Consider the following 22065-nt stretch of genomic DNA (forward strand, 5'->3'; position numbering starts at 1 on the left):
CGGCGCTTGAAATCCCCCTTAAGAGGTAGATACTGATCGAGGTTCTGTCCGCCCCAGGGCAGAACCCTCACCGATTATCCGGACGATTAAGGAGCCTTTATGCCGCAAAATCCCAAATTCCTTAACCTGGTGCTGTTGAGCGGTGAACCTGAGCACAAGCTGCGTGCCGCGCGCGCGGCGGGTTTCGGGCAGGTTGAGATATGGCGCGAAGACATTGATGCCAGCACGCCGCAGCTGGCGAACGCGTTGAACCTTGGCTTTACTAATGTGCAGGTACTGCGGGATTTCACCGGCGCACCGGGGGATGAACGGCTGCAAAAACGTGCCGAACTGCGCGAGTTTATCCGGCTGGCACAGACAATTGGCTGCGACACTATTCAGGCTCCTGCTACCACCCGTGAAGATTGCATTCCTGAACGTATCGATGAAGATTTGCGCTGGCTGGCGTCAGAAGCAGCACGCTACAACATGCGCATCATGTACGAGCCCATGGCGTGGTGCAGCGTTGATAACACCCTGCCGCTGGCGTGGCAGCGCCTGCAACGGCTGGATCAGCCCAACATCGGGCTGGTGGTCGATCTGTTCCACATCTGTGCATTAGGCGGCGACGCTTCGCAGCTCGACGGCATCCCCGCCGATCGCATCTACGAAGTACAGCTGTGTGACATGGCCGACGTGCCGCCGCAGGGCAAAGAGGCGCTAAGCGAGTACGCGCGCCACCAGCGGCTGCTGCCGGGTGACGGCATTATCGATGTCGCGCGCTTTGTCGATAAGCTGAAGAGCGCGGGCTATTGTGGGCCGGTCGGCATTGAAGTCTTCAATGACGATCTTAAAGCGCAACCCGCTGACGTCGCCGCACAGCGAGCCTGGCAGGCGCTGAACCGCTACTGGCCCTAATCCTGCAAACACTGCGCGATATACGCCGCCGCCTGCATCGCGCCCTGCGCCGAGATGGTGTGGCCGGTGGCGGCTTCGTAATGCGCCTCAACATGCACGCCCGCGGCCTGCAAACGCTGCGCGGCAGATTCGCTCTCGCTAAACGGAATCACATCATCGGCTTTGCCGTGCACAATCAGGCTGAAGCGAACGGCTGCGGCGCCGGTATCCCGTCAAAGGAGAGGCGACCGGAGAAGGCTACTACGCCCGCCAGCGGATAGCGCCCGGAGGCCAGCGCGTCCAGCGCCATGATTGAGCCCTGGGAAAAACCAACCAGAATCACCTTATCCCATGCATCCGCCATACCGTGCTGTGCCATCAGCTGTTGTAGCGTCTGATCGAACGCCGCCCGCGCTGCCCGCACGCGTGCCGGACGATTTTCCGGCGTGATGCCGGTCAGACTAAACCACTGATACCCCATCGCATGTTCAAACGGAAAGGGCGCATCAGGCGCAGCAAAAGCCACATCCGGCAGCAGCGAGGCCCAGTGCTGTCCCAGCCCCGCCAAATCCGCGCCATTGCTGCCCACGCCATGTAAAAAGATCGCTAATGCTTTTGCCACAGTCCAGCTCCTTATTAACCTTATGCGCCATAATCGGTAAGCGATGCCATCCCGCGCGCATGGCGCAATCGCAAACCGCCAGCATACGCGGTGAAGGGCAATTGTGCACCGGCCGTAGTGCGCTTAGTCATTCAGTGCGCCGCACCTTTCGCCGCGCGGAAAAACCTGCTGAACTACAGATTCGCTTTTTCGCTGGCCGGGAGCCATGCATGTCTTTACTTCATCTGCCTTCGCTGGCAGACATTTCTGCCGCCGAATGGGATGCGCTGTTACCGGACGATCAGCCGTTTTTACGCCACGCGTTCCTGCTAACGCTGGAAGAGAGCGGCAGCGTGCGCGCCGAAAACGGCTGGCAGCCCGACCATCTGCTGTGGCACGAAAACGGCGCGGTACGTGCCGCCTTGCCGGGCTATCGCAAACGCAACTCATGGGGTGAGTATGTCTTCGATCACGCGTGGGCCGATGCCTGCCAGCGCGCGGGGATTGCCTATTACCCTAAATGGCTCGGTGCCATTCCGTATAGTCCGGTAACCGGTGCGCGCCTGCTGGGCGATCGCGACGCCATCAGCCAGTTACTGACCGCGCTGCCGGACAATCTGTTACGGCACGGCCTGAGCGGGGCGCACATCAACTTCACCACGCCCGATGCCGGTGACCTGCTGGCGCAGCAGCCCGCGTGGCTGGCGCGCCTCGGCGTGCAGTATCACTGGCACAATAAAGGCTACCGGGATTTTCAGGACTTTCTCGACACGCTGATGTCGCGCAAGCGCAAACAGCTGCGTAAAGAGCGTGAGCAGGTTACGCACAGCGGATTTGATTTCACCTGGTATCGCGGCGATGCGTTACGCGAAGATCAGTGGGATTTCGTCTACACCTGCTACGCCAACACCTATGCGGTGCGCGGCCAGCATCCCTACCTGACGCGCAGCTTCTTTAGCCTGCTGGCCGAACGCATGCCGCAGGCGATTCGCGTGGTGATTGCCACCGTCCAGGGTCAGCCAGCCGCGATGGCGTTTTATTTAAAAGACAGCACCACGCTCTACGGCCGTTACTGGGGCTGCCTGGCGGAGTTTGATCGTCTGCATTTTGAAACCTGTTTCTATCAGGGCATGGCGTTCGCCATTGCGGAGGGATTGCAGCGCTTTGATGCCGGTGCCCAGGGTGAGCACAAGCTGGTGCGTGGTTTTGAGCCGCAGCTAACGCAATCCTGGCACTATCTGTGCCATGAAGGATTACGCGCTGCGGTAGAGGATTTTCTCGTGCAGGAGCGGGCAGGAGTGCGCGCCTGGGCGCTGGAGGCGTGCGAATCCCTGCCATACCGGCGCGGCGATTAATCTGCGCCGACAAAACCGCCGGTCTGATGTTGCCACAGTCGCGCGTACAAGCCACCGTGCGCCAGCAGCTCGCGGTGGTTACCCATCTCAACGATTTCGCCTTTCTCCAGCACGACCAGGCGATCCATCTTCGCGATGGTTGATAAGCGGTGGGCAATGGCGATTACCGTTTTCCCCTGCATCAGCGTCTCCAGACTCTCCTGAATTGCCGCTTCCACTTCGGAATCCAGCGCGGAGGTGGCCTCATCCATGATCAGGATCGGCGCATCCTTCAGCAGCACGCGGGCAATGGCAATACGCTGACGCTGGCCGCCGGAGAGCTTCACGCCGCGCTCACCCACGTGAGCACCCAGCCCGGTGCGGCCCTGGGGATCGGAGAGCAGCGGAATGAACTCGTCGGCGCGGGCGCGAATAATCGCCGCCTGCAGCTCGGCCTCGGTGGCATCCGGGCGACCATAGAGCAAGTTCTCACGAATCGAGCGGTGCAGCAGAGAGGTGTCCTGCGTGATCATGCCAATCTGGCTGCGCAGACTCTCCTGCGTGACCTCTGCGATGTTGTGATCGTCAATCACGATGCGCCCGCCGTTGATGTCATACAGCCGCAGCAGCAGGTTCACCAGCGTTGATTTTCCTGCCCCAGACGGACCAATCAGACCGATCTTCTCGCCCGGTTTGATGTTCAGGTTCAGGCGATTAATCACCTGACGGCTGCCGCCGTAATCAAAGCGCACATCCTCAAACCGGATCTGACCACGCGTCACCTGCAGCTTCTGCGCTTTGGGCGCATCCTGCACGCTGAGCGGCTGCGCAATGGTGTTCAGGCCATCCTGCACCATACCAATATTTTCAAAGATGCCGTTCACCACCCACATGATCCAGCCGGACATGTTAACCAGGCGAATCACCAGCCCGGTGGCCAGCGCAATCGCGCCGACGCTGATCAGCGACTGGCTCCATAACCACAGCGCCAGGCCCGAGGTGCTGACAATCAGCAGGCCATTCAGCGTAGAGAGCGTGATGTCCATGGTGGTCACCATACGGCTGGCGTGCTGCGTTTTGTTGGTCTGCTCCTGAATCGCCTCGCGCGCGTAGCGCTTTTCCAGGTCGTTATGCGCAAACAGTTTGATGGTGGCAATATTGGTGTAGCCATCAACGATGGTACCCATCAGTTTAGAGCGCGCTTCAGAAGAGACCACCGAACGCTGCTTAACGCGCGGCACAAAGAAGCGCAGCGACAGGCTATAGGCGACGATCCAGATAATCAGCGGAATCATCAGGCGCCAGTCCGCCTCCGCGAACAGCACCAGCGAGGTGACGGCGTAGATCACCACGTGCCAGATAGCATCCACCAGCTGTACGGCAGAGTCACGCAGTGAGTTACCGGTCTGCATAATGCGCTGGGCGATGCGTCCGGCAAAATCATTCTGGAAGAAGTTCAGGCTCTGGCGCAGCACATAGTTGTGGTGCTGCCAGCGGATCATGCTGGTCATACTGGGGTTAATGCTTTGATGCACCAGCATATCATGTACCGCGATCACCACCGGCCGCAGGATCAGCGCCACCGCGGCCATCCACAACAGAATTGACCAGTTTTCACGGAACAGCGTGGCGGGTGTGGAGTGATTGACCAGGTCGATAATGCGGCTGAGATAGCTGAACAGCGCCACTTCGATCAGCGCCTGCGCCAGCCCGACCACCAGCAGCGCGAGGAAGCTTGGCCACACCTGGCGCAGGTAGTAGAGGTAAAACGGCCACACGCGCGTGGGCGGCGAGTCGGTGGGGGCATCCTGGAAAATATTGATAAAACGTTCAAAACGACGATACAACATAGGGGCACTCTTTCCGATCGGTGAGAGTTAACAGCTTAGTGCAACTGAACAGGGAATACCGACATGGAACTGAAGATTCGCGGTCGTGAACCGGCCGATGCTGCGGCTTATCAACGCCTTTACAGCCACCCGGAAGTGTATCGCTGGACCACCCAGCTGCCGTTCCCCAGCGTGGCAACCTGGCAGAAAAAGTTTGAGCGCATGGACGCAGAGGGTTACATCGCCTTTATTGCCGAGATCGACGGGCAGATGGTGGGCGAGCTCACGCTGTTTACCGAACAACGCCCGCGCACGCGCCACAGCCTGAGCTTTGGCATTAGCGTAGATCCGGCTTTTAGTGGACGCGGCATTGGCGAGCAGCTGATTCGCACCGGCATCGATTACGCCTTCAACTGGCTGGGCATCGTGCGCGTTGAGCTGGAGGTGTTTCACGATAATCAACGTGCGCTGCGGCTGTATCAGCGTCTGGGATTCGAGCAGGAGGGCGTCAAGCGCAAAGCCTGCCTGCGTGAAGGCGAGTATCACGACATCATCGTGATGGCGAAATTGCGGGATTAAGAAGAAGGGCGATATATCGCGCTGCTTTGCATCACGGCACTCGCGAACCTGGCGGCCCTGCGGGTCGCCACTACCAAAACCGGAAGAGAATATGTCGTAGTGGCGACCCGTCAGGGCCGCCAGCGCAGAAATACATAGCCTGGCTTTAGGTGTTAAGAGATCGTCAGCTGCACTACCCGAATTACTGCCCCTTCTCCACATACTTCTGCATATTCTCTTTGGTTACCAGCTCAAACGGAATCCAGACGTGTGAATCAACTTTCTCCCCCTTAATCAGCTTCTGTGCCACATCCACTGAGGCTTTGCCCTGGCCGATGGCATCCTGAAACACCGTCACCTGGATCTTGTTCTGCGCCAGCGCTTTCAGGCCATCCGGCGTGGCGTCAATGCCGCCAACCAGCACCTTTTTATTGCTCTTCGCTAACGCCATCGCGGCACCGATCGCCATCTCATCATTATTGGCGGCCACAATATCAATCGCTTCGCCGTTACCTATCCAGTTCAGCATCAGATCCATTCCTTCATTGCGCGCATAGTTCGCCGGCTGTTTCTGTACCACTTTCATGCCCGGATACTTCGCCACCACCTGCTCAACATCTTTCGTACGCTGTAGCGCGCCAGCATCGGTCAGGTTACCGATCATGATGGCAACATTGCCTTTGTAGTTAGCCATTTTTGCCAGCGCTTCCATCTGCAGCGTGCCGGATTCCCGCTCATCGGAGCCGACAAACACCACGCCCGCCGGTAGCGTTTTATCACCCGGCGTGCGGTTAACGTACACCAGCGGGATCTTCGCCTGCTGCGCCAGTTTGGTCAGCTGCGGCGTGCTGGCGGAGTCCACCGGATCAACGATGATCGCGTCCACGCCTGCACCGATAAAGCTCTGAACCTGATCCGTCTGGCGGCCGACATCACCACGCGCATCTTCAAACTGTACCTCCAGCCCGCGCGCTTTGGCTTCTTTATCAATCGCCTGGCGAATAATGGTCAAAAAGTTTTGGTCGAAGTAAGCCATCGATACACCTATTTTCTCTGCCAGCGCGGAGGCTGAAACGGATAACAGGCCAAGCAATACCACTGCCTTGAGGGTTCTCATCGCGGACTCCAGGGTAAGATTATATTTAGAATATAAATTTCATCGTTTTGAAAAATGGATAAATGAAATCATTTGCAGATTACGAGGCGCTTTTCAGCCTGACAATCAGGACGTGAGGAATTTGCTGCTAAGCGCACACTTTGCCGTTTGCGCACAGTTTCTTTGCCTGCTCATAGTTATAGCGCGAACTAATTTCTCAGCGCTGGCGCACACTCCGGTGAAAAAACCACGGGATATTTAAGGTTCTGTGCGGCACCGCACCTCAGTTTGTGGCAGATGCCAAAACCGCCGCAATTTTACCGCGCGGATTCCTTCATTCGCACAATGACCCACGCCCGCCTGGCTCTCTATAGTTGCTAAACAGTGAAATCCGAGCGGTATTCCTGAACATCATCGCGTTGGGGCAGGATGCTCCCCTTTCGAGGAATTCAGCCTATGTTGCAAAGTCAAAACCGCAGCCAGAACAGCCATGTGCGCATCTGGATTCTCTGCCTGATCCTGTTTCTCTCCGTTGTGGCTTATGCCGATCGCTCGATCCTGTCGATCTCGGGATCGGCGATCAAAGATGAGTTCGGATTGTCAGCGATCCAGCTGGGTCTGATCCTGTCTGCCTTTAGCTGGGCCTATGTGATCGGCCAGATCCCCGGCGGCCTGTTCCTGGATCGGTTCGGCACGAAAAAGGTGTATGGCGTCACGCTGGCCTTGTGGTCGGTCTCAACCATTTTGATGGGATTTGTGGGCGAATTTTCTACCGGCATGACCATGGCGCTGACGCTGATGTTCGTGCTGCGCTTCGCCCTTGGTTTGATTGAGGCGCCGAGCTTCCCGGCAAATGCGCGCACCGTCATCATGTGGTTCCCGGGCGCTGAACGCGGTCGCGCCTCATCGCTGTTTGCCTCCGCGCAGTACTTTGCCGTTGCCATCTTCTCACCCCTCTCTGGCTGGCTGGTCTCGCGTTATGGCTGGGAGTGGCCGTTCTTTGTGCTTGGCGGCATCGGTGTCGTGGCGGTGTTTGTCTGGGCCTGGTACATGCGCAGCCCGAAACAGCATCCGCACGTGTCGGAAAACGAGCTGCACTATATCGAGCAGGGTGGCGCGCTGGTGGATATTGATGCGGCGCAAACCCTGAAAGCCCGACCACCGCTGAGCAAAGCGATGTTCAAAACGCTGCTCAGCAATCGCATGCTGTGGTGCGCTTATCTCGGTCAGTACTGCATCATCGCGCTGAGTTACTTCTTCATCACCTGGTTCCCGATCTACCTGGTGCAGGCGCGCGGCATGAACATTATGGAGGCGGGCTTCGCCACTATCGCCCCCGCGCTGTTCGGCTTTCTCGGCGGCATCAGCGGCGGTTACATCTCCGATAAACTGCTGGCGCGCGGCTGGAGCCTCTCCTGGGCGCGCAAGGCACCCTACATCGTCGGCATGCTGATGGCGGCCTCACTGGTACTGGCCGCCATCATCCCCACTAACACCGGCATTATCGCCATCATGTCTTTCGCGTTCTTTGGTAAAGGCGTGGCGGCAGGCGCAGGCACCTGGACCATCGTCAGCGATACCGCGCCCAAAGAGGCGGTGGGTCTGGCAGGCGCTATCTTCAACGGCATCGGCAATATGGCCGGCTTTATCACGCCGCTGCTGTTTGGCGTGATTGTTGGCCTGACCGGCAGCTACAGCATCGGACTGGTGTTTGTCGGCGCGCATTGCATTGTTGCTGCGCTGCTGTTCCTGCTGGTGATGGGGCCGATTGAGCGTGTGGGCGATGAGCAGCAGACTTCTGCAGGCACCTATAAATCACAGGGGGAGAATCATGCATCAAAGCCGTTTAACGTACTGCTGAAAGGTCCGCTGTTACCGCAGCGGCTGCAGGATAACCTTGACGCGCACTTCACGACATTCCGGTTGTGGCAGCAGGATGATAGTGAAGCCTGGCTGGCGGAGCACGGCAGCCAGATCGATGCGCTGGTCACCAGCGGTAATGCGTTGATGGGAGCCAGCGCGGCGCTGATAGCGCAACTGCCCAATCTGAAGGTGATTTGCAGTAACGGTGTCGGCTACGACGCGATTGATATCGCCGCCGCTGAAACGCGCGGCATCGTGGTGACAAACACGCCTGGCGTACTCAACAGCTGCGTGGCTGATACCGGCATGGCGCTGATGCTGGATGTGGCACGCCGTATCAGCGCGGCGGATCGCTACGTGCGCGCCGGGTCGTGGCAGAGTCAGGGGCGCTATCCGCTCACTACCAAAGTGGGAGGCAAAGTCTGTGGCATTGTTGGCTTAGGCGGCATCGGTAAAGCGCTGGCGAAGCGCGCGCAGGCGTTTGATATGGATATCCATTTCTATAACCCGCGTTCGCGCCCGGATGTGCCTTACCAGCGGCATGATTCGCTGCTGTCGCTGGCGAAACAGGCCGATTTTCTGGTGCTGACAATACCGGGCGGTGCGGCCACCCACCATTTGATCAACGCTGAGGTGTTGCGCGCCCTCGGGCCACAGGGCTTTCTCATCAACATAGCACGCGGAAGCGTCGTGGATGAACAGGCGCTGATCGCCGCGCTGGAAGCCAGCGAAATCGCCGGCGCAGGCTTAGATGTCTTCGAACAGGAGCCAGCAGTACCGGCGGCGCTGCGCCAGCGTGATGATGTGGTGATCACCCCGCATCTTGCCAGCAGTACCATTGAAACCATGGCTGCCATGGCCGATCTGGTGTTTGAAAACCTGCTGGCCTTTTCACAAGGTGAAGCGGTACTGACCAGAGTGGTGTCGCGCTGATGCATTAACTGGCGCTCCCTGCAGGCGCGCCATCCTTTATACCCTCTCAACCGTCGCGGCGCTGACGCCTCGCCACAACGGGCGCGCTAAATAAGGTGGCCGCACAAGCCACGCATGTTTGCCCGTTTTAGCGCACAAATCCCCTGAAGATTTTTTGCTCAGCTGCCGATATCTCTCCTTACCATCCACTGATATTAAGGAGCGATATCGTGATAAAGCTGATTACCGTTGACGAATTGCGCCAGGGAATGTTTATCCACAAGCTCGAAGTTTGGTGGCTGAAAGACAAGCGCATTCGCAACCAGATGCTGATCACTGATAAACGCCAGATCGCCATGATCCGTAACGAGGGGATCCAGCAGCTTTGGATCGATCTTGATAAATCGGTACAGGCGCCCGCCGTGCCTGAGCCAAAGAAAGCGATCCCGGCTACGCCGTTCTTCCGCGAGCTGGATCAGGCGCAGAGCATCTTCAATCAGGGCAAGCCGAAGGTGCTGGCGATGTTCAATGAAGCGCGCATGGGGCAGGGGCTCGATCTGGGTTTTACCCTCGATATCGTGGATGAAATCGCCGGTTCCATCACCCGTGAACCCACGGCGCTGCTCAGCGTTGCCCGGCTAAAAAACCATGACGATTACACGTATCTGCACTCCATGGCGGTGTGCGGACTGATGATCTCGCTCGGCAAAAAAATGGGGCTGGATGAACACCAGCTGCGGCGTGTTGGCATGGGTGGATTGCTGCATGACGTAGGCAAAGCGGCGGTACCGCTGGAGATCCTCAACAAGCCAGGCAAGCTGAGCGAAGAGGAGTTCAGCATTATGCGCCAGCACCCGATTGTCGGTGCCCAGATATTGATGGAAGCGGAGGCCGGTGAAGACCTGCTGGATATCGCGCTGCATCATCATGAAAAGTTCGATGGCAGTGGCTATCCGCACGGCCTGAAAGGCGAAGAGATCACCCTGTTTTCCCGTATGGCGGCCGTGTGTGATGTCTACGATGCGGTAACCTCAGATCGCCCCTATCGCAAAGGCTGGACCCCCGCCGAGGCGATGCACAATATGCTGAGCTGGCGCGGCCACTTTGATAACAACTTGCTGCACGCTTTTGTGCGTACCATTGGCATCTATCCGGTGGGATCGCTGGTGCGACTGGCGTCCGGACGCGTGGCGCTGGTGGTACAGGGCGGTGAAAAGTCGCTGCTTAAACCCAAAGTGCATGTCTTCTGGTCGCTGCACTCACAACGCGAGGTGAAGCCGCAAGCGCTGGACCTTGGTGACAGCTTCTGCACCGACACGATTACCGGCGCGGAAGACACCACGCTGTGGCAAAACATTGATATGAACCGCATCTGGGCGCTGGAAACCGCATAAATTCACCCCGTTTTTATACTTTCTTTACGCCCGCATCCCGCCTTTTTACCTCTTCTTTACGCCGCTCCGCGCATGCTTGCAGCACGATTAAATCCTCTGGAGGTTGCTGTGAGCGTGGGCGTGATAGCCGGCATCGTGCTGGTCTTTTTACTACTGGGCTACCTGATTTATGCCCTGCTAAATGCGGAGGCGTTCTGATGGCGGCGAATGCTTTTTTACTGATCGCGCTGTTTTTGCTGGTGCTGATGATACTGGCGCAGCCGCTGGGACGCTTTCTGGCGCTGTTGGTGGCCGATAAGCCGCTGCTGCCCCGCACAGAAGGGGGGCTGTGGCGCCTGGCGGGCGTGGAGGCGCAGGCAATGCGCTGGCCGCACTACCTGCTGGCGCTTCTGCTGTTTAACGCGCTGGGCTTCCTGGCACTGTTAACCACCCTGCTGCTGCAGGGGGCGCTGCCGCTTAACCCACAACATTTGCCTGGCCTGAGCTGGGACCTGGCGCTGAACACCGCGATCAGCTTTGTCACCAACACCAACTGGCAGGCGTACGGTGGCGAAAGCACTGTAAGCTACTTCAGTCAGATGGCCGGTTTAACCGTGCAAAACTTCCTGTCAGCGGCAACCGGTATTGCAGTGGCCTTCGCCCTGATGCGCGGCTTCGCTAACCGCTCGCTGGCAACCCTCGGGAACGCCTGGCGCGACCTGACGCGCATCACCCTCTATGTGCTGCTGCCCATCAGCCTGGTGATTGCGCTGTTTTACGTCAGCCAGGGCAGTATTCAAACCTTTGCGCCGTATCATGCGCTCACCACGCTGGAAGGCGCACAGCAGACGCTGCCGCTCGGTCCGGTGGCCTCGCAGGAAGCGATTAAGATGCTCGGCACTAACGGCGGCGGGTTCTTTAACGTCAACTCGGCACATCCGTTTGAAAACCCGACCGCGCTAACCAATTTTGTGCAAATGCTGAGCATCTTCCTGATACCGGCGGCGCTCTGCTTCGCCTTCGGTCAGCACCCTGGCGCTCGCCGGCAGGGCCACATGCTGCTCTGGGCGATGAGCATCATGTTTGTGCTGGCGGTGGTTGCGGTGATGTGGGCCGAAGTGCGCGGTAATCCGCACTTCCTGGCATTGGGGGCAGACAGCGCCATCAACATGGAGGGCAAAGAGACGCGCTTTGGCATCCTCAACTCCAGCCTGTTCGCGGTGATCACCACGGCAGCGTCCTGCGGTGCGGTCAACGCTATGCATGACTCCTTTACCGCGCTGGGTGGCATGGTACCGATGTGGCTGATGCAGCTCGGTGAAGTGGTGTTCGGCGGCGTGGGCGCGGGCCTGTACGGCATGCTGCTGTTTGTGCTGCTCGGGGTGTTTATCGCCGGTCTGATGATTGGCCGCACGCCAGAGTACATGGGTAAAAAGATTGATGTGTGGGAGATGAAGATGACCGCGCTGGCGATTCTGGTGACGCCAACGCTGGTGCTGCTCGGTAGCGCGCTGGCCATGATGACCGATGCCGGTCGTGCCGGCATGGCCAACCCCGGCATTCACGGCTTTAGCGAAGTGCTGTACGCCGTCTCATCCGCTGCGAATAACAACGGCAGCGCCTTTGCCGGGCTGAGCGCTAACACACCGTTCTGGAACCTGCTGCTGGGCTTCTGCATGCTGGTGGGCCGCTTCGGCATCATCATTCCGGTAATGGCGATTGCCGGCTCGCTGGCGGTGAAGAGAATCCAGCCGGTGGGCAACGGTACGCTGCCTACGTACGGTCCACTGTTTATCGCGCTGCTGATTGGCACCGTACTGCTGGTGGGGGCACTGACGTTTATCCCCGCGCTGGCACTGGGCCCGGTAGCGGAACATCTGCAATTAATTCAGGGATAACGGAAAGATGAGTCGTCAACAGCTGGCGTTGTTTGATGCAACGCTGACGCGTACAGCCATGCTGGATGCGGTAAAAAAACTCGATCCGCGCGTGCAGTTTCGTAACCCGGTGATGTTCCTGGTGTGGATGGGCAGCGTGCTGACGTCGCTGCTGGCCGTGGGCATGGCGAGCGGCCATCTCAGCGGCAGCGCCGGTTTTACCGCGGCGGTTGCCATCTGGCTCTGGTTCACCGTGCTGTTTGCCAATTTCGCCGAAGCGCTGGCCGAAGGACGCAGCAAGGCGCAGGCCAACAGCCTGAAAGGGGTGAAAAAAACCAGCGACGCGAAAAAACTCAGCGGGGCGCATTATGGTGCGAGCTGGCAGAGTGTCTCTGCCGATACGCTGCGCAAAGGCGATGTGGTGTTGGTGGAGGCGGGTGACATCATCCCGTGCGACGGCGAGGTGCTGGAGGGCGGAGCATCGGTGGATGAGAGCGCCATTACCGGCGAATCGGCCCCGGTGATCCGCGAATCCGGCGGGGATTTCGCGTCCGTTACCGGCGGCACGCGCATTCTCTCTGACTGGCTGGTGATCCAGTGCAGTGTCAATCCCGGCGAGACGTTCCTCGACCGGATGATCGCCATGGTGGAAGGGGCCAAACGCCGCAAAACGCCGAACGAGATCGCGCTGACTATCCTGCTGGTGTCGCTCACCATCGTCTTCCTGCTGGCAACTGCCACGCTGTGGCCGTTCTCGGCTTACGGCGGCACGCCGGTCAGCATTACGGTGCTGGTGGCGCTGCTGGTGTGCCTGATTCCTACCACCATCGGCGGCCTGCTGTCGGCAATTGGCGTGGCCGGCATGAGCCGTATGCTCGGCGCTAACGTCATCGCCACCAGCGGACGCGCGGTGGAAGCGGCGGGTGATGTGGATGTGCTGATGCTGGATAAAACCGGCACCATCACGCTCGGCAATCGTCAGGCCACGCAGTTCCTGCCTGCGCCGGGCGTCACCGAACAGCAGCTGGCCGATGCCGCACAGCTGGCGTCGCTGGCGGATGAGACGCCGGAAGGGCGCAGCATCGTGGTGCTGGCGAAGCAGAAATTTAACCTGCGCGAGCGCGATCTGAGCAGCATGGGTGCCAGCTTTATCCCCTTCTCGGCGCAAACGCGTATGAGCGGCGTCAACGTACAGGATCGCCTGATTCGTAAAGGCGCGGTCGATGCGGTGCGGCGCTATATTGAGGCCAGTAATGGCCGCTTCCCGGCAGAAGTGAACGCCAGCGTTGAAGAGGTCGCGCGCGCTGGCGGCACGCCGCTGGTGGTGGCGGAGGGCGCGCAGGTGCTGGGCGTGGTAGCGCTGAAAGATATCGTTAAAGGCGGCATCAAGGAGCGCTTTGCGGAGCTGCGTAAGATGGGCATTAAAACGGTGATGATCACCGGTGATAACCCGTTAACCGCCGCGGCGATTGCGGCAGAAGCGGGCGTGGATGATTTTCTGTCAGAAGCGACGCCGGAAGCCAAACTGGCGCTGATTCGTCAGTACCAGGCCGAAGGGCGTTTAGTCGCCATGACCGGCGATGGCACTAACGATGCGCCGGCGCTGGCGCAGGCTGACGTCGCGGTCGCCATGAACTCCGGCACTCAGGCGGCGAAAGAGGCCGGCAACATGGTCGATCTCGACTCCAACCCGACCAAGTTGCTGGAGGTGGTGCACATCGGTAAACAGATGCTGATGACGCGCGGCTCGCTAACCACGTTCAGTATCGCCAACGATGTGGCGAAGTATTTTGCCATTATTCCGGCGGCGTTTGCGGTGACCTATCCGCAGCTCAACATGCTTAACGTAATGGGGCTGCACTCTCCCGGCTCGGCAATTCTGTCGGCCGTGATTTTTAACGCGCTGGTGATTGTGTTCCTGATCCCGCTGGCGCTGAAGGGCGTGAGTTACCGTCCGATGAGTGCCGCCGCGCTGCTGCGCCGCAATCTGTGGCTGTATGGCGTGGGCGGTTTAGTGGTGCCGTTTATCGGGATTAAAGCGATCGACCTGCTGCTCACGCTGTCGGGCCTGGTGTAAGGAGAAGAGAAATGAGTCAGTTACGTCCGGCTATTGTATTGTTAATCCTGCTGACGCTGTTAACCGGCGCAGTCTATCCGCTGCTGACCACCGGCCTGGCGCAGTGGTGGTTTCCCTCGCAGGCCAGCGGTTCGCTGATTGAGCGCGACGGTGCGGTGCGCGGTTCGGCGCAGATTGGTCAGGCATTTAGCCAGCCGGGCCACTTCCAGGGCCGTCCGTCGGCCGCCGGCGATACGCCGTACAATGCGCTGGCCTCCAGCGGCAGCAACCTGGCGGCCAGCAATCCGGCGCTGGACAAAGCGGTAGCGGAACGGGTGGCTGCGCTGCGTGCCGCCAATCCACAAGCCCCGACGGCGATACCGGTAGAGCTGGTCACCGCATCGGCCAGCGGATTAGATCCGGATATCTCGCCGGAAGCGGCACGGTGGCAGGCACCGCGCGTGGCGGCCGCGCGTAACATGGCGCTGAAGGATGTGGAGGCGCTGATTGCGCGTCATACCGAGCGCCCGCTGCTGCCGTTTATCGGGGAAGAGACGGTGAACGTGCTGCGGCTGAATCTGGCGCTGGATGATTTGCAGGGATAAGGTGAACCCGGTGCGCATGCATGCGCACCCGGGCCGGAGGTCGCCATTTATGGCGACCGTTTCCATGACCGTACGGAACTTACTATTTGAACGACATGAATGACGAACTCCCCCGGCCCGATCCTGATGCGCTGCTGCTGAATCACAGCGACAGCCATCGTGGCAAACTCAAAATCTATTTCGGTGCCTGTGCCGGCGTAGGAAAAACCTTTGCCATGCTGCAGGAGGCGCAACGCCTGCGCGCGCAGGGGCTCGACGTACTGGCCGGCGTGGTGGAGACCCACGATCGTGAAGAGACCGCAGCGCTACTGTCAGGGTTGACGGTGTTGCCGCGCCGCGCCACCGGGCGTTCCCGGCATGCGGAGTTTGACCTCGATGCAGCGCTGGCGCGCCATCCGGCGGTAATTCTGATGGACGAACTGGCACACACCAACGTGCCGGGCTCGCGTCATCCCAAACGCTGGCAGGATATCGAAGAGTTACTCGACGCCGGCATTGATGTGATCACCACCGTCAACGTACAGCATCTGGAGAGCCTTAATGACGTGGTCGGTGGCGTCACCGGGATTCAGGTGCGTGAAACCGTGCCCGATCCCTTCTTCGACAGCGCCGATGAAGTCGTGCTGGTGGATCTGTCGCCGGACGATCTGCGCCAGCGCCTGAAAGAGGGCAAAGTCTACGTGGGCGATCGCGCCGAGCGGGCCATTGAGAACTTCTTTCGCAAGGGCAACCTGTTTGCGCTGCGCGAGCTGGCGCTGCGGCGCACCGCCGATCGCGTGGATGACCAGATGCGCGCCTGGCGCGATCGGCAGGGGCGCGACAAAGTGTGGCACACGCGTGATGCCATTTTGCTCTGCATCGGTGACGACACCGGCAGTGAAAAGCTGGTACGCACCGCGGCACGTCTGGCGGCGCGACTGGGCAGCGTGTGGCACGCAGTATATGTTGAAACGCCGCGCCTGCACCGTCTGCCGGAGGCGCGGCGCCGCGCCATTCTGCGTACGCTACAGCTGGCGCAGGAGCTGGGGGCGGAAACCGCCACGCTCTCCGATCCGGATGAAGCCCGCGCGGTACTGCGTTACGCGCGCGAGCACAACCTGGGAAAAATCGTCACCGGTCGCCAGCCGCAGCGGCGCTGGCGGCGTGACAGTTTTGCCCGGCGGCTGGGCGATCTCGGGCCGGATCTCGATCTGCTGGTGGTTGCCCTGGATGAACCCGTCCGTGATGCTCCGCACCCGCTGAGCGGGCAGCGCGCCAGCAACGAAAAGTGGCGGCTGTTTCTGCGCGGCTGTCTGATGGCTCTGGTGCTGTGCATTCTGGTGACCGTTGTAGGCCGCTGGCTGCTGGTGGCCTTTGATCCGGCTAACGGCGTGATGATCTATCTGCTGGCGGTGGTGCTGGTGGCGCTGCGTTTCGGTCGCTGGCCGTCGGTGTTTGCCACGGTGATTAATATCCTCGCGTTTGACCTATTTTTCGTTGCGCCAACCGGCACCGTCGCGGTCTCGGATCTGCAATATCTGGTGACCTTTGCAGTGATGCTGGCGGTGGGCGTGATTGTCGGCAACCTGACGGCGGGCGTGCGCTATCAGGCCAACGTGGCACGCCACCGTGAGCAGCGCGCCCGGTATCTGTATGAGATGGCAAAATCGCTCGGCAGCGCACTGACGCCGCAGGATATTGCCGCCACCAGCCAGCGGGTGATCGACGTTACGCTCCAGGCGCGCAGCCAGCTGCTGCTGCCGGACGAGCAGGGCGAGTTGCGATCGGCCGGAGAGACTCGCCTCACCGCGCCGCCCGATCCGGGCATTGCCAAATGGAGCTACAGCAAAGGCCAGCCGGCAGGTGCCGGCACCGATACCCTGCCGGCGGTGCCATACCAGATACTGCCACTGAAGAGCGGCCATCACTGTGTGGGTTTACTGGTGGTAGAGCCGGAAAACCTGCGTCAGCTGATGATTCCGGAGCAGCAGCGGCTGGTGGAGACCTTTACGGTGCTGATTGCCAACGCGCTGGAGCGCATGGCGCTGTCACACAGCGAGGCCGCTTCGCGTCTGGCGGCGGAGCGGGAGAAGCTGCGCAACGCGCTGCTTTCCGCACTCTCCCACGATCTGCGCACGCCGCTGACCGTGCTGTTTGGTCAGGCGGAGATGCTGATGCTCGATCTCGCCAGCGAGCAGTCGAAATATGCCGGTCAGGCTGGTCAGATTCGCGAACAGACGCTCAGCACCATCCGGCTGGTCAGTAACATGCTCGATATGGCGCGCATTCAGTCTGGCGGCCTGAATCTGCGTGAGGAGTGGGTGGCGCTGGATGAGGTCATTGGCGGTGCGCTCAGCAGCATGGGGCCGTCGCTGAAAGGGCACGATTTTGTGCTGGATATGCCTGAGGACCTGGTGCTGATCAAAGGCGATAGCGCTATGCTGGAGCGGGTGTTTACCAATCTTGTCGAAAATAGCCTGAAATATGCCGGTAATGCGGCGCAGCACGGTATTCGCGCGTGGCGCGAGCCGTCGCGGCTGGAGATTGCCGTGTGGGATAACGGGCCGGGTATCGCGCCGGAGAATCTGACGCGCATTTTTGACAAGTTTGCGCGCGGCGATAAAGAGTCGGCGGTGCCGGGCGTTGGCCTTGGTCTGGCTATCAGCAAAACCATTGTTGAGTCGCATGGCGGGCGCATCTGGGCAGAAAATCGGGTGGAAGGGGGCGCGCTGTTCCGTTTATCGCTGCCGTTGCCGGACGCCCCTGAAATTTCTGAAGAGGGGCTGAAATAACTTCACATAAGTTCGGTTATACTCGCAGGCTTGTCTGTTGATAAGTGGGAACTTATGGAACGTTTTACCGAAAACCTGATGTATGCATCACGCTGGTTGCTGGCACCGGTTTACATTGGACTTTCGCTGGGGCTGCTGGCGCTGACCGTTAAATTTTTTCAGGAAATTTTTCACCTGTTGCCCAATATCCTCAGCATCGCGGAAAACGATCTGATTCTGCTGCTGCTTTCGCTGGTGGATATGACCCTGGTTGGCGGCTTGCTGGTGATGGTCATGCTCTCCGGCTATGAAAACTTTGTCTCTAAACTGGATATTGATGAGGGCAAAGAGAAGCTGAGCTGGCTGGGCAAAATGGATTCCGGCTCGCTGAAGAACAAAGTGGCGGCATCGATTGTAGCGATTTCCTCTATCCATCTGCTGCGTATTTTTATGGATGCGCGCAATGTCGCGAATGAAAAGCTGATGTGGTACGTCATTATTCACCTGACGTTTGTGCTCTCGGCATTTGTCATGGGCTGGCTGGATAATATGTCGAAGGTGGATAAGAAGTAAGCCTGCGCCCCCTGGAAAAACCCGCACCGCCTGTAGGGTCGCCATTCATGGCGACCTGCCAATGACCGCACCACTTTCCAGGGTCGCCATTCATGGCGACCCTGGTTGATCACCGCACCGGCTGCGTCCCCGTTAACTGCGGCATCACTTCCCTGATCATGGCAAAAAACTGGCGTAACCGGGCAGGGTAATAGCTGGCCCACGGATAGGTCAGCCAGACCGGCAGCGGCGGTGCCTGCCACTCCGGCACCAGCTGAATCAGATCACCGTTTGCCAAATCCTCCTGTACCACCCACGACGACACCACCGCGGCGCCCATGCCGGCTAAGGCTGCTTTGCGTACCGCGTAAAGACTGTCGCTGGCAAGACGCGGAGCGATCGCCAGATTTACCGGCTGGCCGTCGCTGATACGCTGCAGCGCAATTTCATTATGGTAAAAGCTGGTCAGCGCCAGCCACGGCAGCGTGACAAGCTCAGAAACCTCTTCGACCGGCGGATGCGCCGCCAGCAGGGCAGGCGCAGCAACCACAAAGCGCGGTACCTCGGCCAGCAGCACGGCCACCACAGAGGGATCGCCCGGCGCGCCCACCTGAATTGCGCAATCTATATTCTCGCTAATGAAGTCTGGCGTGCGGTCATTTAGCATCCACTCAACGTTAAGCCGTGGATAGCGCTGCAGGTAATCCACCAGCGGCGCGATCAGCTGATCCTGGCCAAACGCATGCGGCGCACGCACCCGCAGTGTGCCAACCGGATCATCCCCTGAACCGGTCAGCGCATCCTCCAGGGCATGCCACGTTGCCACCAGCTGACGCGCCTGCGCATAACAGCGCTCGCCATCGTCCGTCAGTTTCAGGGCGTGCGTGGTACGCAGAATCAGTTTCAGGCCCAGCCGCTGCTCCAGCGCCTGCAGGCGGCGACTGACGGTTGGCTGTGTGGTGCCCAGCTGCACGGCGGCGGCAGAGAGCGAACCGCTTTCAACAATGCGGATAAACGTCTGCATCAGTTCGATGCGATCCACGCTGGTAAGATTGCCCATACGTAATCCGTATAACAGTTCTGTGTTTCAGCAGTCTACCGCGTATGGCGGTGACGCGCTTTAATAAGCGCACTTTCACGGGAGAAACCGATTATGTCTGCTATTTCACACTCAGCTGCACTGCCAGCTGAAAAGCTGCCCACTCCGCTGGTCTTTACCCTGGCCGCAGGCGCCGGACTGAGCGTGGCGTCAATCTATTACAGCCAGCCGATGCTGGATATCATCAGCAAACAGTTCAACGTCGGGATTGGCAGCGTCGGTATGGTGCCGATGCTGACCCAGGCGGGCTACGCACTCGGCATTCTGCTGCTGGCCCCGCTCGGAGACCGCCACGATCGGCGTACCATTATTCTGGTTAAGGGCTTACTGCTGATGGCCGCGCTGCTGCTGTGCGGCTTCTCTGGCGGACTCAACGCGTTACTGATCGCCAGTTTCGCTACTGGCTTAACCGCCACCGTGGCGCAGGATATTGTGCCGGCCTCCGCTGCACTGGCCCCTGAACGCAGCCGGGGTAAAACCGTTGGCACGGTGATGACCGGGCTGCTGGTTGGCATTCTGCTGTCACGCGTGGTGAGCGGCGTCGTCGCCGAGTATTTTGGCTGGCGCACCATGTATATGATCGCGGCGGCGGCCGTGCTGTTCAGTAGTCTGGCGCTGTGGCGCGCTTTACCACGCTTCACGCCGGGTACCTCGGTCAGTTATCCGCGCCTGCTGCTGTCGCTGGCTCATTTGTGGCAGCATCACCAGACACTACGCCGCGCCGCGCTGGCACAAGGTTTACTCTCGGTGAGTTTCAGCGCCTTCTGGTCGACGCTGGCGCTGATGCTGAGCGAGCGCTTCCATCTGGACAGTGCCGTAGCCGGAGCCTTTGGCCTGGCGGGTGCGGCGGGCGCGCTGGCGGCAGCCGCTGGCCGGCAGCTTTGCCGACCGCATTGGCCCGGCCCGCGTAACGCAGTACGGCGCCACGCTGGTGATCGCCTCGTTCGCGCTGATGTTCCTGCTGCCGCTTCTGCCGGTGCCGGCCCAGCTTGGTCTGATTGTCATCAGCACCATCGGCTTTGACCTGGGCGTACAGGCTACGCTGGTGGCGCACCAGACCCTGGTGTACAGCCTGGCGCCGGAAGCGCGCAGCCGTTTAAATGCGCTGATGTTCACCGTGGTCTTTATCGGTATGGCGGCCGGTGCGGCGCTGGGCAGCCTGGCGCTGGCGCATTTCGGCTGGACGGGCGTCGTTACGCTTGCCACCTTCGCCGCTGTGCTTGCCTTGCTGATTCGCCTGGCAAGTCGCCATCTGAAAAACTGATCGCAAATCCTGTGCCAGGCTTAAGGGAGAATGTTATTTAAAAACGGAGCGTTATGAACTTCCTGGCCTGGACCGCCGCCACTGGCGGTCTGTTACTGTTAATGTCACTGGCTTCCGGCTGGATTCACCGGGGGCCAGTGACCTCGTTTGGTCTCTACCTGTTCGCGGGCGTCCTGTGCGGCCCGTGGATGTTCAATCTGCTGCAAATCGATATCATCGGTCACGCTGAGCTCGCTGCGCACATCACTGAAATCACCATGGCAGCCTCACTGTTTATCACCGGGCTCAAGCTGCGTCTGCCGATGAGCGCCCATGCGTGGCGTGTGGGCGTCAGGCTGGCCTTCCCGGCCATGCTGCTGACGGTGGCGGGCATGGCATGCCTGATTCACTGGATTACCGGCTTCTCCTGGCCGCTGTCGCTGGCGTTCGGGGCCATCGTCGCACCCACCGATCCGGTGCTCGCCAGCCTGATCTCGGTGAACGATGCGCGGGACGATGACGCACTGCGCGTGGCGCTCTCCAGCGAAGCCGGAATGAATGATGGATCGGCGCTGCCGCTGCTGATGCTGGCGCTGCTGCTGATCCAGCCCGAAGCCTTTCAGCTGGGCGATTTTTCCACCTGGGCGGTAAAAGATGTGATCTGGGCGATTGGCGGCGGTCTGGCCATCGGATACCTGTTCGGGCGCGTGATCGGCGTGCTGGCAACGCACCTGCGCAGCGCCCATGAGGATGTGGCGCCGAACGATTTTCTGGCGCTGGCGCTGATTGCGCTGAGCTATGCGGCAGCGCAGGCGGTGGATGCCTCCGGTTTTCTGGCTACCTTTGCGGCCGGTGTCGGCCTGCGTCGTGCTGAACTGCGCGTAACAAAACGTTTTCCGCTGGAGGAGCTGCCGGAAGAGAAGCGCTATTTGCCGGCGGAAGCGCTGGTCAATCCCAACCAGCGCCTGACACAACGCGGTGGCAGTATGGTGAAGTCGGTTGGCCTGGTGGTCAGTGATGCGCTGTCGTTTGGTGATACGATGGAGCGTCTGCTGGCAGCGGGCATGATGGTGGTACTGGGCATTACGCTGGCACATCACTGGAACCTCACCGGAATCGGACTCGGGCTACTGCTGTTTGTGGTGGTACGGCCGTTAGCGGTCTGGCTGACCACCTGGCGCTGTGAAATGCCGCCAATGCGCCGCCTGCTGATTGGCTGGCTGGGGATTCGCGGTATTGGCAGTATTAACTACATCGCCTATGCCTGGGTGCACGGTCTGCATGGCCCGCAGGCGGAACAGATGGTGGATATGGCGCTAACGTTAGTGGTGTGCAGCATCATACTGCATGGCATAACGGTGACGCCGTTATTAAACTGGCGTGCGGCCCGTCAGGCGGCGCGCGCAGAACACGACGAAACGTGATTTTCTGGAAATTACTG

Annotated in this window: 15 protein-coding genes and 3 pseudogenes; 14 read left to right on the plus strand and 4 right to left on the minus strand. The window is 59.7% G+C overall.

Translation table 11 applies throughout. The annotated features are described in order from the left end of the window. Window positions 1-99 precede the first annotated feature (99 nt). On the plus strand, window positions 100-897 hold the full coding sequence (locus HA48_RS05575; protein ID WP_128600144.1) for a sugar phosphate isomerase/epimerase family protein: 798 nt from the start codon (window positions 100-102) through the stop codon (window positions 895-897). On the opposite strand, the pseudogene HA48_RS05580 reads toward HA48_RS05575, so the two are convergent. Beyond that, window positions 894-1498: pseudogene (locus tag HA48_RS05580) on the minus strand (alpha/beta hydrolase). The gene HA48_RS05575 and the pseudogene HA48_RS05580 overlap by 4 nt on opposite strands. A 209-nt stretch (window positions 1499-1707) precedes the next feature. Here HA48_RS05580 and HA48_RS05585 point away from each other — a divergent pair. Then, a complete protein-coding gene (locus tag HA48_RS05585; protein WP_128600145.1) occupies window positions 1708-2832 on the plus strand; it encodes a GNAT family N-acetyltransferase in 1125 nt (374 codons plus the stop codon). On the opposite strand, the gene HA48_RS05590 is transcribed toward HA48_RS05585, so the two are convergent. Next, entirely contained in the window at window positions 2829-4661 is a 1833-nt protein-coding gene (locus HA48_RS05590; protein ID WP_128600146.1) for an ABC transporter ATP-binding protein, read from the minus strand. The two genes, HA48_RS05585 and HA48_RS05590, sit on opposite strands and share 4 nt — an antisense overlap. 63 nt (window positions 4662-4724) lie before the next feature. On the opposite strand from HA48_RS05590, the gene HA48_RS05595 reads away from it, so the two are divergent. Further along, entirely contained in the window at window positions 4725-5219 is a 495-nt protein-coding gene (locus HA48_RS05595; RefSeq protein WP_128600147.1) for a GNAT family N-acetyltransferase, read from the plus strand. A 181-nt stretch (window positions 5220-5400) separates the two neighbouring features. On the opposite strand, the gene HA48_RS05600 is transcribed toward HA48_RS05595, so the two are convergent. Next, entirely contained in the window at window positions 5401-6315 is a 915-nt protein-coding gene (locus tag HA48_RS05600; RefSeq protein ID WP_128600148.1) for a sugar ABC transporter substrate-binding protein, read from the minus strand. 435 nt (window positions 6316-6750) lie between these two features. Here HA48_RS05600 and HA48_RS22255 point away from each other — a divergent pair. The 9 genes and pseudogenes from HA48_RS22255 to HA48_RS05640 all read left to right on the plus strand — a co-directional run. After that, a pseudogene (locus HA48_RS22255) lies at window positions 6751-8124 on the plus strand (MFS transporter); the annotation flags it as partial. A 54-nt stretch (window positions 8125-8178) separates the two neighbouring features. Continuing rightward, window positions 8179-9090 (plus strand): 2-hydroxyacid dehydrogenase, encoded by a 912-nt coding sequence (locus tag HA48_RS22405; RefSeq protein ID WP_279626736.1) that lies wholly within the window; start codon window positions 8179-8181, stop codon window positions 9088-9090. A 209-nt stretch (window positions 9091-9299) separates the two neighbouring features. After that, window positions 9300-10463: an HD-GYP domain-containing protein gene (locus tag HA48_RS05610; RefSeq protein ID WP_128600150.1), complete on the plus strand. Its 1164-nt coding sequence runs from the start codon at window positions 9300-9302 to the stop codon at window positions 10461-10463. A 108-nt stretch (window positions 10464-10571) separates the two neighbouring features. After that, the gene (kdpF, locus tag HA48_RS05615; protein ID WP_021507879.1) at window positions 10572-10661 is read left to right on the plus strand and encodes a K(+)-transporting ATPase subunit F; all 90 of its coding nucleotides are present in this window, start codon (window positions 10572-10574) and stop codon (window positions 10659-10661) included. After that, window positions 10661-12340: a potassium-transporting ATPase subunit KdpA gene (gene kdpA, locus HA48_RS05620; RefSeq protein ID WP_128600151.1), complete on the plus strand. Its 1680-nt coding sequence runs from the start codon at window positions 10661-10663 to the stop codon at window positions 12338-12340. The genes kdpF and kdpA overlap by 1 nt, the downstream gene beginning before the upstream one ends. Window positions 12341-12347: 7 nt before the next feature. After that, on the plus strand, window positions 12348-14396 hold the full coding sequence (kdpB, locus tag HA48_RS05625) for a potassium-transporting ATPase subunit KdpB (protein ID WP_128600152.1): 2049 nt from the start codon (window positions 12348-12350) through the stop codon (window positions 14394-14396). Between the two features lie 11 nt (window positions 14397-14407). Continuing rightward, complete coding sequence (kdpC, locus tag HA48_RS05630; RefSeq protein WP_128600153.1) at window positions 14408-14980, plus strand: potassium-transporting ATPase subunit KdpC; 573 nt, start codon at window positions 14408-14410, stop codon at window positions 14978-14980. 95 nt (window positions 14981-15075) lie between these two features. Continuing rightward, the gene (kdpD, locus tag HA48_RS05635) at window positions 15076-17751 is read left to right on the plus strand and encodes a two-component system sensor histidine kinase KdpD (RefSeq protein WP_128600185.1); all 2676 of its coding nucleotides are present in this window, start codon (window positions 15076-15078) and stop codon (window positions 17749-17751) included. Between the two features lie 54 nt (window positions 17752-17805). After that, entirely contained in the window at window positions 17806-18303 is a 498-nt protein-coding gene (locus tag HA48_RS05640; RefSeq protein ID WP_128600154.1) for a TIGR00645 family protein, read from the plus strand. Between the two features lie 109 nt (window positions 18304-18412). On the opposite strand, the gene HA48_RS05645 is transcribed toward HA48_RS05640, so the two are convergent. Beyond that, on the minus strand, window positions 18413-19342 hold the full coding sequence (locus HA48_RS05645) for a LysR family transcriptional regulator (protein WP_128600155.1): 930 nt from the start codon (window positions 19340-19342) through the stop codon (window positions 18413-18415). A 93-nt stretch (window positions 19343-19435) separates the two neighbouring features. On the opposite strand from HA48_RS05645, the pseudogene HA48_RS05650 reads away from it, so the two are divergent. Both HA48_RS05650 and HA48_RS05655 read left to right on the plus strand, forming a co-directional pair. Continuing rightward, window positions 19436-20645 (plus strand): annotated as a pseudogene (locus HA48_RS05650) (MFS transporter). 53 nt (window positions 20646-20698) lie between these two features. Further along, window positions 20699-22048 carry a cation:proton antiporter gene (locus HA48_RS05655; protein WP_128600156.1) on the plus strand — a complete coding sequence of 450 codons (1350 nt, stop codon included), beginning with the start codon at window positions 20699-20701 and terminating at the stop codon, window positions 22046-22048. Window positions 22049-22065: the final 17 nt, after the last annotated feature.

The organism is Pantoea wallisii (assembly GCF_002095485.1).
Lineage (GTDB): Bacteria > Pseudomonadota > Gammaproteobacteria > Enterobacterales > Enterobacteriaceae > Pantoea > Pantoea wallisii.

Excerpts from the sequence above, each read along its gene's own strand:
- HA48_RS05655 (WP_128600156.1), top strand. The coding sequence starts at position 20,699 with ATGAACTTCCTGGCCTGGACCGCCGCCACTGGCGGTCTGTTACTGTTA.
- kdpB (WP_128600152.1), top strand. The coding sequence starts at position 12,348 with ATGAGTCGTCAACAGCTGGCGTTGTTTGATGCAACGCTGACGCGTACA.
- HA48_RS05640 (WP_128600154.1), top strand. The coding sequence starts at position 17,806 with ATGGAACGTTTTACCGAAAACCTGATGTATGCATCACGCTGGTTGCTG.
- kdpD (WP_128600185.1), top strand. The coding sequence starts at position 15,076 with ATGAATGACGAACTCCCCCGGCCCGATCCTGATGCGCTGCTGCTGAAT.
- HA48_RS05595 (WP_128600147.1), top strand. The coding sequence starts at position 4,725 with ATGGAACTGAAGATTCGCGGTCGTGAACCGGCCGATGCTGCGGCTTAT.
- kdpC (WP_128600153.1), top strand. The coding sequence starts at position 14,408 with ATGAGTCAGTTACGTCCGGCTATTGTATTGTTAATCCTGCTGACGCTG.
- HA48_RS05645 (WP_128600155.1), bottom strand. The coding sequence starts at position 19,342 with ATGGGCAATCTTACCAGCGTGGATCGCATCGAACTGATGCAGACGTTT.
- HA48_RS05585 (WP_128600145.1), top strand. The coding sequence starts at position 1,708 with ATGTCTTTACTTCATCTGCCTTCGCTGGCAGACATTTCTGCCGCCGAA.
- HA48_RS05600 (WP_128600148.1), bottom strand. The coding sequence starts at position 6,315 with ATGAGAACCCTCAAGGCAGTGGTATTGCTTGGCCTGTTATCCGTTTCA.
- HA48_RS05575 (WP_128600144.1), top strand. The coding sequence starts at position 100 with ATGCCGCAAAATCCCAAATTCCTTAACCTGGTGCTGTTGAGCGGTGAA.
- kdpA (WP_128600151.1), top strand. The coding sequence starts at position 10,661 with ATGGCGGCGAATGCTTTTTTACTGATCGCGCTGTTTTTGCTGGTGCTG.
- HA48_RS05590 (WP_128600146.1), bottom strand. The coding sequence starts at position 4,661 with ATGTTGTATCGTCGTTTTGAACGTTTTATCAATATTTTCCAGGATGCC.